The sequence below is a fragment of the Paracoccus sp. IB05 genome (genome assembly GCF_016405985.1).
Classification (GTDB): Bacteria; Pseudomonadota; Alphaproteobacteria; order Rhodobacterales; family Rhodobacteraceae; genus Pseudogemmobacter.
Map to the genome: position 1 here is coordinate 35,217 of NZ_JAEFCF010000027.1, position 13,896 is coordinate 49,112.

Here is a 13,896-nt window from a genome sequence, read left to right on the forward strand (position 1 = left end):
TCAGACATAGCTCTCGGCGATACGGCGACCGCGCTCGCTGCGCAGATTGCGCGCCAGCAGATCCATACAGGCCATCCGCACCGCAACCCCCATCTCGACCTGGTCCTGGATCACCGAGCGGTTGATGTCATCGGCGATCTCGCCGTCGATCTCGACGCCCCGGTTCATCGGCCCCGGATGCATCACGATGGCATCGGGTTTGGCATAGGCCAGTTTCTCGGCATCGAGCCCGTAGCGGTGGTAATATTCCCGCATCGAGGGAATGAAGCCGCCATCCATCCGCTCTTTCTGAAGCCGCAGCATCATCACGACATCGGCGCCTTTCAGCCCCTCGCGCATATCCTCGATGATGGTCGCGCCCAGTTCGGCAAAGCCCGAGGGCATCAGGGTCGGCGGCCCGATCAGGCGCAGGTTATTGCCCATCTTGCCCAGAAGGATCAGATTCGAACGCGCAACGCGACTATGGGCGACATCGCCGCAGATCGCGATGGTGAGCCGGTCGATCCGGCCTTTCGCCCGCCGGATCGTCAGCGCATCCAGCAGCGCCTGGGTCGGGTGCTCATGGCGCCCGTCGCCCGCGTTCAGCACCGCGCAATTCACCTTGGACGCCAGAAGATTGACCGCCCCCGAGGCGCCGTGCCGCACCACCAGCAGATCCGGATGCATCGCGTTCAGCGTCATCGCGGTGTCGATCAGCGTCTCGCCCTTTTTCACCGAGGAGGTCGCCATATTCATGTTCATCACATCGGCGCCTAGGCGCTTGCCCGCGATTTCGAAACTCGACTGCGTGCGGGTCGAGTTCTCGAAAAACATGTTGATTTGCGTCATCCCCGCCAGGGTGTCCGACTGTTTCACCGTGCGGCGGTTCAGATCGACATAGCGGTCGGCGAGATCGAGGATGGTGGTGATCTCCATGGGCGAGAGCGGCTCGATCCCGAGAAGGTGGCGGGCATGGAAAGCCATGGCGTGATCCCTGTAATGTGCGTGATCTCTTATCGCAAAGCGGGGGAAAAGGGGCAAGCGCCGCTGACGGTGCTGCTTTGGCGGCGGCTGGCTTGTGGCGCGGCGCTGCGGGCATTAGCCTGCGCGCTATGGGAATCGAAACCGGTATCATGACAGAGACGGCGGCACCGGATGGCGAAGGGCCGGACCCGGAGGCTTTTGCCGCCGCCGTGGCCGAAGACTGGAATGCCTCTTACGCCGCGCTGGACTGGCAGCTTGACTGCGGCATTGACGAGGTGATCGGCGAGGCACCCGTCAACCGCTATGAGGTCGTGATTGAAAAGCCGGCCCGCGCGGCGCAGTCAGAGACCCCTGCGCGCGTCCAGAACGCCCGGAATGCCGCTGGTCAAAACGCCGCCCCCCAGACTTACGACCCCTCGCCCGAGCCGCAGATTGATCCGGTCGCGGTCGCCAGCGCCATAGCCGCCTCTGCCGCCACGCTTGAAGCGCTGGAAACAGCCATTCGCGGCTTCGACCTGTGCGATCTGAAACGCGGCGCCCGCAACACGGTCTTTGCCGATGGCAATCCGAAGGCACGGGTTCTGATCCTCGGCGAGGCGCCCGGCCGCGAAGAGGATATCGAGGGGCGCCCCTTTGTGGGCGAGGCCGGAAGGCTTCTGGACCGCATGTTCGGCGCCATCGGCCTGACCCGCCAGAGCCCCGATCCGGCCGCCTCTTTCTACATCACCAATGTCATGCCCTGGCGCCCCGAAGGCAATCGCGACCCCAGCCCCGCCGAGATCGCCATGCTGCGCCCCTTTGTCGAACGCCATATCGCGCTGGCTGACCCGGATGTGATCGTGGTCATGGGCAATACACCGCTGATCGCGCTGACCGGCAATCGCGGCATCCTGCGCGCGCGCGGCACCTGGACGACCGCGCTGGAAAAGCCGCTTTTGCCGATGACGCATCCCGCTTACCTTTTGCGCACCCCCGCCGCCAAGCGCGAGGCCTGGGCCGATCTGCTCGCTTTGCGGGCCTTTCTCGACAAGGCGTGATCATGCGTCCTGCCGCCATTCTTACACTGGCGAAGATGCCGCTGCGCCCGCGCGCGCCGGGGTACGGGCAGCCCCTGCCTGCAAAGGCCGTCGCCGCCCAGGGGGAAGAGGGAGAGGACGCCCGCCTTGCAAACTGCAGGCAGTTACAGCCAGGGCCCGATGGCGATCTGGCTGGGATGCGGTCTTATATCCCGGGCGAAGCATTCGGCGCAGAAATCCTGGCCGCGCTGGATGAGGTGCTGGCAAAACTGCGCCTGCCGGTGGTGAACCCATGTCTGTAACGCCTTGCCCGCAAATCATCGTCCTCAGACACTTGGTGGCTTTTGATGTTTCCCATTGATGCTGTGACATTGCTGGCCTTCCTGCCTGCCGCGCTGGCGCTGAACCTCACGCCAGGGGCGGATATGATGTTCGTGCTGGCCCAGGGGCTGAAAGGCGGCGCGCGTGCGGGCATGGCGGCCAATTTCGGCATTGCGCTTGGCTGTTTCGTGCATGTTCTGATCGCCGGGCTGGGGCTGGCGGCGCTCCTGAAAGCGCATCCGATGGCTTTTGAGGTGATCCGCTGGGGCGGTGTCGGCTATCTTCTGTGGCTGGCAGTCAGATCCTGGAATGCGGGGCGGCCCGAGATCGCGCCTGTCGCGCGCGCCCCCGCCGCCAGGGTGTTTCGCGAGGCGCTGGTGGTCAATCTGCTGAACCCGAAAGTGGCGCTGTTCATCCTTGCCTTCCTGCCGCAATTCGTGATGGCGTCAAAGCCGGTATTGCCGCAATTCCTGGCCCTTGGGGTGATCATCTGCGCCGGCGGCCTCGTGATCAACGGCGCGGTCGGGATCTTTGCCGGGCGCCTCGGGCGGGCGCTGCTCGGCTCGGACCGGCTGGCGCGGGGCATGAACCGCGCGACAGGCGGCATTTTTGCCGCGCTTGCCCTGCGCCTTGCCGTGATGGAGCGTGCTGCATGACCGAAAGAGACTTCATCCCCACCCGCATCGCGGTTCTGACGGTGTCGGATACCCGCAGCCTCGCCGAGGACCGCTCGGGCGATACGCTGGTGGCGCGTCTGGAAGGGGCGGGCCATATCCTCGCCGCCCGCGCCATTGTCACCGATGACCGCGCGCTGATCGCGGCGCAGCTCAGCGCCTGGATCGCCGACCCCGCTGTGGATGTGGTGATCTCGACCGGCGGCACCGGGCTGACCGGGCGCGATGTGACGGTCGAGGCGCATCACGACGTTTATGAGAAGGAAATCACCGCCTTTTCCACCGTTTTCACCATTGTCTCGATGCAGAAGATCGGCACCTCCGCCGTGCAAAGCCGCGCCTGCGCCGGCGTCGCGGGCGGCACCTACCTCTTCGCGCTGCCGGGCTCGACCGGCGCCTGCAAGGACGCCTGGGACGAGATCCTCGTCAAACAGCTCGACTACCGCCACGGCCCCTGCAATTTCGTCGAGATCTTCCCGAGGCTGGAGGAACATAAACGGCGCAAGTGAGGGGCTGCGGCCTCACATTGGGAAAGCCCCGGACGAGGCTTAGAAATGCCTCGCATCCAGGGCATGGGAGGACGATGAAACATCGCTTGCCCCGATCTCTTTTGTTCTTCGTGCCAGGGATATTCGGACTGGTGACGGGCTGGCCATTGATGCTCTTGCCCCTCCTGCCGCGGCCCCCGGATCAGCTGCGGCTGGTGCTGACAAGTTTTTTCGCGCTGTTTCTGGCCTGTGTTTCCTTTGCTCTCCCATGGCTTGGTCTGCTCGGGATCGTCCTTGAGGTGCGGCGCGGCAAGGTTCATCGGTCCTGGCTTGCTCCGGTCATCGCGGTTTTCGTCGGCTATTATGCCGTATTCGCCTGGGACAGTCTCCGCTACGCGCGCGAACGGCACGAGCGGGCAGAGGCAAATGCCGCGATGCGCGTTGATTTCGACCCGACCCGCCAGGCGCTGGTGGCACCGCTTTTTCCGGCGGGCGAAATGGTGAGAAATTACGGGCTGCCGGTCGCATATATTGGCAATCCGCTGGATCATTCCGTGCAGTTATTGTCCCGGCGCTATATTGATGACGCATTGTGCCAGGAGCTTGAGGCGCGGCTGCCGGAGCGGCTCACCCGGATCCAGCTGTATCGGCCCAAGCCATGGCAACAAGAGCCCTGTCTTCTCACCATGCCCGAGGTGCCGGAACTGCCGGTGGTCAGGGTCGGGCCGCCGCCAGTGGGGTCAGCGGGGCGAGGCGCTGACCACTCTGATCGGGGCTATATGATTGAACTGCCCGGCGGGGCCGCGCCGGTCATCCTGCGCGATCCGGCGCCTGGCTGGCTGCCCTTGCCCCGGTGGCCGGATCTCGGCGCGGTTTGCAACAGGCTTTTCGGGTCCAGGGCGGGGGCCGTCGGCTGCGTGAGCCCCGACTGGCGCCAGGAATGGCATGCCGGGCCCAATTCGCTTGACGCGCTGGCAGCGGCGCTCGGGCTGGAAAAACCCGGTCCGGAGGGGCGGGTTCTGGCGGATCCGGATCTCGTGCGCCGCAAATTTGACGTGGCGCTGGCGGGGTTGAAGGCTGGTCAGCCACGCGAGGCAAAGCCCGCGCGCGACTGACCAGCAGACGAGATTCAGCCCTGACGTTTCAGTGCCTGGGCCATGCAATGGATGCCGCCGCCGGTTTTCGAGATCTCTGCGGTGTCGACCACGGCCACGTCAAAGCCGCGCGCTTTCAGCTGGCTGATCAGGCTCTGCGAGACCTGGGGCGCGATGATGCGATCCCCGCCAAGGCTCATGAAATTGCAGCCAAGCGCCATCGTGTCCTGGAAGGGCACGTCGATGATCTCATGGCCTTTCGCCTTCAGCCAGTCGACAATCGCAGGGTCTGTGCAGGCGAGGCAGACGGCGGTCAGTTTCGGTGCGATCGGCACCACCATCAGGTCGATATGGACGTAATATTCGTCGATAAAGGCGAGGCGGACCTCCCAGCCCTCCTCCTCGAACCAGCCCGCCACCTGGCGGGCGCCATCTTCATTGGTGCGCGCGCCGCCGCAGCCGACCAGCAGCACGCCTTCCTCGATCACGTTGAAATCGCCGCCCTCGAAAGTGCCTGCCGTGACCATGTCATAGATCGGGATGCCGAGGCTCTCGTAATGGCGGATCGCGGCGTAGTTTTCGCCGCGCCGCCAGGGCTGGCTCATGGCGGTGATCACCGCGCCGTAAGGGGTCATCACCGAGGAATCGCGGGTATAGACCTGCATCGGGAGTTCCGCCTCGGGCGGCACGGTATGAACGCGAACGCCAAAGCTTTCATAGGCCGCTTTCAGCTCTTTATGCTGGGCCTGGGCCTCCTGGATATTGCAGGGGTTTTCGCGCAGATGTTTGCGTGACAGCGACGAGGTTGCCATATGGCGCAGATAGGCCGGATCGCCCAAAAGCACATCGGTCAGCCGGTCGGTCTCATTCGCAAACCCCCAGTTCGCCAGCGGCGCGGTGCCGCCACCTGCCTTGCGGCGCTGGAGGGAAAAGGCTTCAGGCTTTGCTTGCACGTTCATTTTTCTCTCCTGTTGGGTCAGGCGCCTGGCATGGTGGACGGAATCCACCAGTCGCGCCCGCGTGGGGTGGTGACATATTCCGGCCAGCGGAAATGGATGGGCGGGTCGTAATCGCAAAGGGGCGGGATCGGCGCGGCGGCGCGGCGGGTCTCGAATTCGGCCCACATTGCTGCGCGGGCATCGGCATCTTCGAGGATGCGCAGCGCCGAGAGCGCCAGCACCCCGGCGGCGGTCTGCACCATCGGGTCAATGGTCTCGGGGATGCCGCCAAGTGCGTTCATCACCCAGGACGGGTAGACATAGCCCTGCGGTGCGCTCAGCGCGGGCCGCGCGATGTAGAACCGCGCGGTGGGCGCGTGCCAGCACATATCGGTGTAGTCATCCGAGGTGGAATTGGCCTGTGAGGGCGGCAGATCCTCGCGCAGGATCCGTTCGGCCTCTTGCGGCGCGATGAGGCGGGTCATTTCGGGGATGAAGGGATCGCTCATCGGCTCGAGGCCGAGATTTGTCTGAACCTCGCGGGCGATCACTTTGGCCGCCTCGCCCCACTGCGGCGCGCCGGTGGCCTGCATCGCCTCCCAGACCACATTTGCGATGGCGTGGTTCGCAAGGCCGGGGCGTGATTTGCAGACCCAGTGCCTCTCGACCCGGCAGCCGGTCATCGCCGCTGCATGTTCGGCGTTGCGGTCAAGTGCTGCGGTCACCGCTTCGGCCATGGCAAGGGTCGGCACCCGCATCATATACTGGATCTCGGCGAGGCCTGCGGGCAGGTTGTCGGCGGTGGCCTGGCCTGCGGTCAGGATTGCCTCGGAAATCGACCAGCCGCCCTGATGCGGCAACATCGAATCGCGCAGGGATTTTGACGTCAGGAACATCAGGTTCAGCGCGTCATTGGCGCCAGGCGCGCGCACCGCCGAATGCGATTGCGGGATCGGCGCGCCGTCTTTTGCATAGGGGGCATGCGCGCCCCAGTTTTGCGGCTCATCGCAGATAAACCGGTAGATCATCGCATAAGCCGCGCCACAATGTGTGTTCCAGCGCACCGTGTTACACATCGGCAGCATGTAGAACGGGTGGAACGACAGGATCGCCGCCAGCCCGTCATAATAGCCCTTCGCGGCATGGATCGGTTTCGATCCGCGCACTTTTTCCGCCGGTTCGCCGGTAAAGCGCAGCCCGCCTTTGATGCCGTGTTTCTCCATCGCGGCTTTGGTGGCCAGAAGCCCCGCGAGCCCGGCAATCCCGAGACCCGAATGCGGATCGGTATGGCCGCCTGCCTGGAAGCCGAGGCCCGCGCGCGGCTCGCGCCGGGTCGAGGCGGCCTGGCAATTCCCCGGAACGGCGTCATATTCCGCATACATGCCGATCACCGGGGCGCCGTCAGAGTCGGGCCCGTTCGACCAGGTGGCACAAAAAGCGGTCGGCATCCCCGCCGATCCCTCTTCGACGTCGAACCCCTCGGCGCGCAGCTTTTCGACATACCAGGCGCAGGAGCGGTATTCGCGCCAGGCGGTTTCGCCATAGGAAAAGATCGTGGCGCACCAGTCCGAATGCTCGGCTGCGCGGGCGTTCACGCTGGCGAGGGCGGTGGTCTGGGCGGCGGAAAGCTGAGACATGACCCGGGCTCCGGTTCTGCGGCAAAGGGGGGCGGAAGGGGCCGCCATCCTTCTTTCAGGGCTAACAGCGCGTCACGGTTGCGCGAAAGTGAAACCTTTTCCCTGCTTCGGCAAAGAAAATTCACCTTTTGCTTGTGCCGCGCGGGGAAAGCCGCAGACTGGCACAAAGCCAGCGAGGTGAGCATGGCCCGTATCCCCTCGACCCAGGCGTTGCGCGCGCTGGAAAGCTTTGCCCGCCATGGCACGGTCTGGCAGGCGGCGGATGAGCTGAACCTGACCCGCAGCGCGGTCAGCCACCAGCTGCGGCTGCTGGAGCGCGATCTCGGCTTTCGCCTGACCAGCCGTATCGGCACAAGGGTCGAGCTGACGCCGCAGGGCCAGGCCTATGCCACAGATATCCGCCGCGCGCTTTCAATGATCGCGGGATCGGCCACGCGCAACGCCGCGCGGGGCGTGACCGGGGCGCTGTCGGTCAGCTGTCCGCCGGGTTTTGCCTCCAGCTGGCTTTGCGGCAAGATCGGCGGGTTTGTTGCGGATTTTCCGGATGTTACGCTGTCGGTGCAGACGCCGCGCCGGCTCGATGATGTTGCCAATCCCGATGTCGATATCTTCATCACCTTTGGCGAGGGCAACCAGCCCGGGATGGATGTCGAGCTGCTGAAGGCGGTGGATTTCACCCCGCTTTGCAGCCCGGCCTGGCTGAACCGGTTTGAATCGATGGCGGATACCGGCGCGCTTCTGGGCGCCACTTTGCTGCATCTGGGCGATTACGAGGATTGGGAAAGCTGGTTCCGCCTCGCCGGTATGCCGGTTGAGGCGGCGCAGAATGGCATCCGCTTTGCCGATATGAACCTGGTTTACGCGGCAGCGCTTGGTGCCCAGGGCATCGCAATGGGCGACGAGTTCATCTGCCAGGACGCGATCCGCGCCGGCCATCTGGTCAGGCCCTTTGACCTTTCGGTGCGCTCGGTCCGGTCCTATTTCATGGTTGTGCCACCGGAAAAGGCCGGCAACCCGGCGGTTGGGGCCTTTCGGGACTGGCTTCTGGGCGAGCTGATCGACGATTGACCCTTTTTTGATCGGCTGGCGGAGCTTCGGCAAATTCTGTTTCCCGAATGGGTGAAAAACTTTCTATTGTTTTTCAGAGCCCCGCATCTCAGGCTCAGGTGGATATTCTGCCCGGTTCCCGCCGCGACCTGCGGCCGGCACCGGCACCCGGAACTCTGGCAAGGGATACCAAGTGACGCAGGCAGCAGAAATCGGAGCATCAGGGATCGGCAAGATGTTCGGGCGCTTCACTGCGCTGAAGGACATTTCCATGACCGTCGGGCGCGGCGAGTTTGTGACGCTTCTCGGGCCTTCGGGATCGGGGAAAACCACGTTCCTGATGATCCTTTCGGGTTTCGAGGCCCCCACATCGGGGCAGCTGACACTGGACGGGCGCGAGATGACCGAAACGCCGCCCGAGGCGCGCGGTTTTGGCATGGTGTTTCAGGGCTATGCGCTGTTCCCGCATATGACGGTCGAGGAAAACATCGCCTTTCCGCTGAAGGTGCAGGGGCGCTCGGGTGCGGATATTTCCCGGCGTGTCAGGGACATGGTGGAAATGGTCGGCCTTGGCGGGCATGGCCATAAACGGCCCGCAGGCCTGTCGGGCGGGCAGCAACAGCGGGTGGCTCTGGCCCGCGCGCTGGCCTATTCGCCGCCGGTCCTGCTGCTGGACGAGCCGTTTTCGGCGCTCGACAAGAACCTGCGCGGCCAGATGCAGGATGAGATGCGCCGCATTCATCAGGAAACCGGCACCACCTTTGTTTTCGTAACCCATGACCAGGAAGAAGCCCTCGCTTTGTCCTCGCGGATCGCGATTTTCGAGAAGGGACAGTTGCAACAGATCGCCCCGCCGCGCGAGGTCTATGAGCGGCCCTCGAATCGGTTCGTTGCGGAATTTCTGGGCGATATCAACATTCTGCCGGTGACCGCCTCGCAGATCGAAGGCCGCGCCATTCACCTGCCGGACGGCACGGGCGACAATCTGGCGATCCGGCCTGAGAATATGGGCCTCTCGCTGACCGAGCCCACCTGCGGCAATGCGCTGCCGGTCGAATTGCGCGACCTGACCTATCTGGGCGCCGAAACCCGCCTCGCGCTGGCCACCAAAGGCGGCGTGGCGGTCACCCTTCATATGCCGACTGCGAAACTCCCGGAGGGTCTTGCCCCGGGGGCTGCGGTCTGGACCAGCTGGGAGGCGAGCCGCGGTTTCATGCTTTAAGCGAACGATCCGGGACAGATCCGCCATCAGATGCGGGCGCCGGGAGACGGAAAATCCTCAACAGGGAGATGGATTATGAACGGACCTTTCCAGCGTGACCAGTTGGAAATCCTCGCGATGAAAGCCCGCAAGGGTCAGATTTCGCGGCGGAATTTCAACACGGGCCTCGCGCTATTGCTGGGAACATCGGCGCTCGGGCTGGGGAGCCGCGCCGATGCCCAGACCAAAGAACTGGTGCTGGTGAACTGGGGCGGCGATGCCGGCACCGCCTATGATGCGGCCTATGGCAAGCCCTTCCTCGAGGCGACCGGCATCACCGTGCGCCAGGATGGTTCGGGCCCGACCGAAGGTGCGATCCAGGCCCAGGTGGAAAGCGGCAAACCGACCTGGGACCTCGTGGATGTCGATCCGTTCTCGGCCGAGGCGCTTGGCAAAAAGGGCATGATGGAGCCCATCGACTACGCAGTGGTCGATAAGTCGAAATTCCGCGAGGGTTTTGGCTGGGACTATGCCGCCTCGACCTATTTCTTCTCTTACGTCATCGCCTATGATGCGAAAAAATTCGGAGATAACCCGCCGACCGGCATCGCAGATTTCTTCGATGTGGAAAAATTCCCCGGCAAACGCGCGCTTTATAAATGGGGCGTTGGTGTCTGGGAGGCGGCTTTGCTGGCCGATGGTGTGGCGCCAACAGATCTTTACCCGCTGGATATCGAGCGCGCCCATAAGAAACTTGCGGCCTTCAAGGACAATGTCGTGGCCTTCTGGGGCGGCGGGGCGGAAAGCCAGTCGCTGCTTCTGGATGGTGAGGCCTCGATGGCCATCGTCTGGTCGACCCGCGCGCGGCTGATCGAACAGGATTCGGGTGGCGATGTGAAATTCATCTGGAAGGATGGCTTCGTTTCGCCCGGCGCGCTTGGCGTGGTGAAGGGCAACCCGGGCGGCGCCGCAACCGCGATGCAGTTCCTCGCCTCGGTGCAGGATCCCGCGAAACAGCTGATCATGTTCGAGATGCTGGGCCAGGGGCCGGCGAATCCGGCGGCCGATGCGCTGTTGCCGGCCGAGGATGCCAGATACAACCCGGTGGCTGCGGATAACTATGCCCAGCAAATGCCGATCGACATGGCCTGGTATGAGACCAATTACGGCCCGGCGCTGGATGAATATCTGAAGATCATCTCAGCCTGACCTGACCCCGTCCTGAACCCCTGACCCCTGGGCCATCCCGGCCCGGGGTCTCTTGCCCGAGGGGGTGCCCATGCTCCGATCCCGCCTGTTCCTGCTGGCCCCGCTGCTGATCTTTCTGGCGCTGGCCTATCTGATCCCGTTTCTCGGCGTCATGCGCTGGAGCGTGACCCTGCCCGAGCCCGGTCTTGGCCAATATAAGACCGCGCTGACCGACCCGCTGGTCCTGAGCGTGATCTGGCGTACGGTCAGGATCTGCGCGCTGGTCACGGTACTGGCCGTCGCAATGGCTTATATGATCACGCTGCTCTGGGTGCGGGGCGGGCCGGTGATGCGGCTTTTCGTTGAGCTCTGCATCCTGATCCCCTTCTGGATTTCCGTTCTGACACGGGCCTTTGGCTGGCTGGCGCTGCTTTCAAACCGGGGCATCATCAACACCTGGGGCCAGGATCTCGGGCTGCTCGCAGAGCCGCTGACGCTGGTCCGCAATGAATTCGGCGTCGTGCTGGGGATGGTGCATTTCCTGATCCCCTTCGCCGTCTTCCCGCTGGCCTCAGCCATGCGCGCGGTGGATGAGCGTGTGCTGCTGGCCGCGCGCGGCATGGGGGCGTCGCGGGCGCGCGTCTTCTGGCAGGTCTTCGTTCCCATGACCAAAACCGGTATTTTCGGAGCCCTTTTGCTGGTCTTCGTCTTTGCGCTTGGCTTCTTTGTCACGCCGGCCCTTCTTGGCGGAGGCCGTTCAGTGCTGGTCGCGGAACTGATCTGGCTCAGGATCTTCCAAAGCCCGGACTGGGGCCTTGGTGCGGCAATCTCGGTGATCATGATGGTCGCCATCGGGTTGTTGCTGATGCTGACGATGAAATATGCGAAAGGGCCGGGCCGATGATCACGCTCAAGCCAGGTCTCCTTGCGACGATCCTTGCGGCTCTGGTCGCGGTCTTCCTGCTGATGCCGCTGATTGCCGTGGTGCCGGTCAGCTTCACGCCCGGGCGCAATCTTTCCATGGCCGGGGATGAATGGTCCTTGCGCCATTACCGGGCGCTGATCGAGAATCCGGCCTGGGGGCAGGGGGTCTGGCTCTCGATTCGCATCGGGCTGGTTGCGAGCCTGTTTTCCACCGCGCTTGCCACCGCTTTCGCGCTTGGGATCTGGATGCTGCAGCCGAGATTTGCCGGGATTTACATGGGGATCGCGATGCTGCCGATGGTGGCGCCGCCGGTCGTCTCGGCGCTGACGCTTTACTTCTTCCTGACCTCGCTCAGCCAGTGGAACGGGGTCATTGGCTATGACACTTTCTTCGGCGTGGCGCTGGCGCATTCGGTCATGGTCGCGCCCTTCGCCGTCGTGCTGATCACCGTCGCGCTCAGCCAGGTCGACCGCCGCATCGACCTCGCCGCGCGCTCGATGGGGGCGGGGCTGATGACGCGGGTGTTCCGCATCATTATGCCAAATATCCGCTTTGGCCTGATTGCCGCACTTTTCCTGAGCTTTGTGCTGTCCTGGGAGGAAATCGGCGTGACATTGTTCATCACCTCGGTCAATGCGGTGACATTGCCGCGCCTGATGTGGATGGGCTTGCGGGATAATATCGATCCGGCAATTGCCGCGATTTCGGTGGTGCTGATCGCGATTGTGGTTGCGGTCGTGTTGATCAAAACCGTTATGCAATTGCGGCAGGGCCAGCAAAGATAGGGATGAAGACGTGACTGCGAATATCTCAACCGGGGTTTATCTGACCCATCTTCTGCGCAGCTATGGCGTCGAGGTGGTGTTCGGCATCCCCGGCGTTCACACGGTAGAGCTGTATCGCGGGCTCGCCGGTTCCGGCGTGCGCCATGTTACGCCGCGCCACGAGCAGGGTGCGGGGTTCATGGCCGATGGCTATGCACGGGCGAGCGGTAAGCCCGGGGTTTGTTTCATCATCACCGGGCCGGGGATGACCAATATCGTGACCGCAATGGGCCAGGCCTATGGCGATTCGATCCCGATGCTGGTGATTTCGACCGTCAACGCGCATGGGCGGATGGGCTCGGGCGAGGGCTGGCTGCATGAGCTGCCCAATCAGCAGGCGCTGGTTTCGGGCGTGGCGGCGTTCTCGCGCACGGTGAACCGGCCCGAGGAACTGGCGGGCGCGCTGGCCCAGGCCTTTGCGGTGTTTTACGGCGCGCGGCCGCGCCCGGTGCATATCGAACTGCCGATCAATGTGATGCTCGCGGATGCCGGTCATCTGCCTTTGCCGAAACCGATGATGCTGTCGCTGCCCGCGCCCGCGCCCGCGGCCCTGCGCGAGGCGATCCAGGCGCTTGAAGGCGCCGCACGCCCGGTGATCCTCGCCGGTGGCGGTGCGCAGCGGGCCGAAGTCGGGCGGCTGGCCGAGCTGTTCGACGCGCCGCTGGTGATGACGACCAATGCGCGGGGGCTGCTGCCGCCGGGTCATGCGCTGGCGGTGCCTGTCTCGGCCTCGGTCGCCAGCACGCGCGCGCTGATCGCGGGCGCAGATGTCGTTCTGGCGATCGGGACCGAATTGGGTCTGACCGATTACGACATGTATGAGGATGGCGGTTTCGCGCTGCCAGGCACCCTGATCCGCGTCGATCTCGACCCGGTGCATATGGCGCGGGGGATCCCCCCTTCGCTCGCGATCACTGCGGATGCGGCGGAATTTGTGGCGGCAGTTCTGGCCGACCCGCCCCCGGCCGTGAAGAAGGATGGTGCGGCGCGGGCGGCAGAGGCGCGCAAGGGGCGTGCCGGTCTCTTGGATGCTTATCGGCGCGACCTGGCGCTGCTCGATATCGTGCGCGATACGCTGCCAGGTGTGCGGATGGTGGGCGATTCCACCCAGCTGACTTATGCCGGGAATATGGCATATGAGGCGGCCTCGCCCGGCACCTGGTTCAATTCGGCTACGGGCTACGGCACTTTGGGCTATGGCCTGCCGGCGGCGATTGGGGCGAAACTCGCGGATGACCGCCCGGTGGTAGGGATCTCGGGCGATGGCGGGCTGCAATTCTCGCTCTCGGAACTGGCATCGGCCACCGAGGCCGAAGTGCCGGTGATCCTGCTTGTCCATGACAACAGCGGTTATGGCGAGATCAAATCCTATATGGTCGCGAAGAACATCCCGACGCTTGGCGTCGATATCTACACGCCCGATCTGGCGGCGATCGCGGCAGCTTCGGGCTGGCATGTCGAGCGGGTGACAGAGCTTGAGACCCTGCCGGGCCTCCTGCGCGAGGGGGCTGCACGCAAAGGGCCGACCATGCTGATCTTCGGCGATGATCTGCGCGCCCAGGTATCGCTGTAAAATCAAA

Annotated in this window: 14 protein-coding genes; 11 read left to right on the top strand and 3 right to left on the bottom strand. The window is 64.0% G+C overall.

The window, feature by feature from the left end; all coding sequences use genetic code 11:
• Positions 1-963: an aspartate carbamoyltransferase catalytic subunit gene (locus tag JC607_RS16825; protein ID WP_092899310.1), complete on the bottom strand. Its 963-nt coding sequence runs from the start codon at positions 961-963 to the stop codon at positions 1-3.
• Positions 964-1,112: 149 nt separating this feature from the next.
• Between JC607_RS16825 and JC607_RS16830 the strand changes: the two genes are divergently transcribed.
• The 5 genes from JC607_RS16830 (at position 1,113) to JC607_RS16850 (ending at position 4,577) form a co-directional block, all read left to right on the top strand.
• Positions 1,113-2,000, top strand: a complete 888-nt coding sequence (locus tag JC607_RS16830) for a uracil-DNA glycosylase family protein (RefSeq protein WP_198838054.1) — start codon at positions 1,113-1,115, stop codon at positions 1,998-2,000.
• A gap of 2 nt (positions 2,001-2,002) precedes the next feature.
• Positions 2,003-2,281 (top strand): hypothetical protein, encoded by a 279-nt coding sequence (locus JC607_RS16835; RefSeq protein WP_198838055.1) that lies wholly within the window; start codon positions 2,003-2,005, stop codon positions 2,279-2,281.
• A 45-nt stretch (positions 2,282-2,326) separates the two neighbouring features.
• On the top strand, positions 2,327-2,956 hold the full coding sequence (locus JC607_RS16840; protein ID WP_198838056.1) for a LysE family translocator: 630 nt from the start codon (positions 2,327-2,329) through the stop codon (positions 2,954-2,956).
• A complete protein-coding gene (gene moaB, locus JC607_RS16845) occupies positions 2,953-3,483 on the top strand; it encodes a molybdenum cofactor biosynthesis protein B (protein ID WP_198838057.1) in 531 nt (176 codons plus the stop codon). Before JC607_RS16840 ends, moaB begins: the two co-directional genes overlap by 4 nt.
• A gap of 74 nt (positions 3,484-3,557) precedes the next feature.
• On the top strand, positions 3,558-4,577 hold the full coding sequence (locus JC607_RS16850) for a hypothetical protein (protein WP_198838058.1): 1,020 nt from the start codon (positions 3,558-3,560) through the stop codon (positions 4,575-4,577).
• Between the two features lie 14 nt (positions 4,578-4,591).
• On the opposite strand, the gene JC607_RS16855 is transcribed toward JC607_RS16850, so the two are convergent.
• Both JC607_RS16855 and JC607_RS16860 read right to left on the bottom strand, forming a co-directional pair.
• Positions 4,592-5,515, bottom strand: a complete 924-nt coding sequence (locus tag JC607_RS16855; protein WP_198838059.1) for a dimethylarginine dimethylaminohydrolase family protein — start codon at positions 5,513-5,515, stop codon at positions 4,592-4,594.
• 17 nt (positions 5,516-5,532) lie between these two features.
• On the bottom strand, positions 5,533-7,131 hold the full coding sequence (locus JC607_RS16860) for an amidohydrolase (protein ID WP_198838060.1): 1,599 nt from the start codon (positions 7,129-7,131) through the stop codon (positions 5,533-5,535).
• Positions 7,132-7,314: 183 nt separating this feature from the next.
• On the opposite strand from JC607_RS16860, the gene JC607_RS16865 reads away from it, so the two are divergent.
• From JC607_RS16865 to JC607_RS16890, 6 genes are all read left to right on the top strand, one after another.
• Complete coding sequence (locus JC607_RS16865) at positions 7,315-8,199, top strand: LysR substrate-binding domain-containing protein (protein WP_198838061.1); 885 nt, start codon at positions 7,315-7,317, stop codon at positions 8,197-8,199.
• Between the two features lie 172 nt (positions 8,200-8,371).
• Entirely contained in the window at positions 8,372-9,400 is a 1,029-nt protein-coding gene (locus JC607_RS16870; RefSeq protein ID WP_370584848.1) for an ABC transporter ATP-binding protein, read from the top strand.
• A gap of 75 nt (positions 9,401-9,475) precedes the next feature.
• A complete protein-coding gene (locus JC607_RS16875; protein WP_198838062.1) occupies positions 9,476-10,588 on the top strand; it encodes an ABC transporter substrate-binding protein in 1,113 nt (370 codons plus the stop codon).
• 70 nt (positions 10,589-10,658) lie between these two features.
• Entirely contained in the window at positions 10,659-11,471 is an 813-nt protein-coding gene (locus JC607_RS16880) for an ABC transporter permease (RefSeq protein WP_198838063.1), read from the top strand.
• Positions 11,468-12,277 (top strand): ABC transporter permease, encoded by an 810-nt coding sequence (locus JC607_RS16885; RefSeq protein WP_198838064.1) that lies wholly within the window; start codon positions 11,468-11,470, stop codon positions 12,275-12,277. Before JC607_RS16880 ends, JC607_RS16885 begins: the two co-directional genes overlap by 4 nt.
• A 10-nt stretch (positions 12,278-12,287) precedes the next feature.
• Positions 12,288-13,889, top strand: coding sequence for a 5-guanidino-2-oxopentanoate decarboxylase (locus JC607_RS16890; RefSeq protein ID WP_370584849.1), 1,602 nt, complete (start codon positions 12,288-12,290; stop codon positions 13,887-13,889).
• Positions 13,890-13,896: the final 7 nt, after the last annotated feature.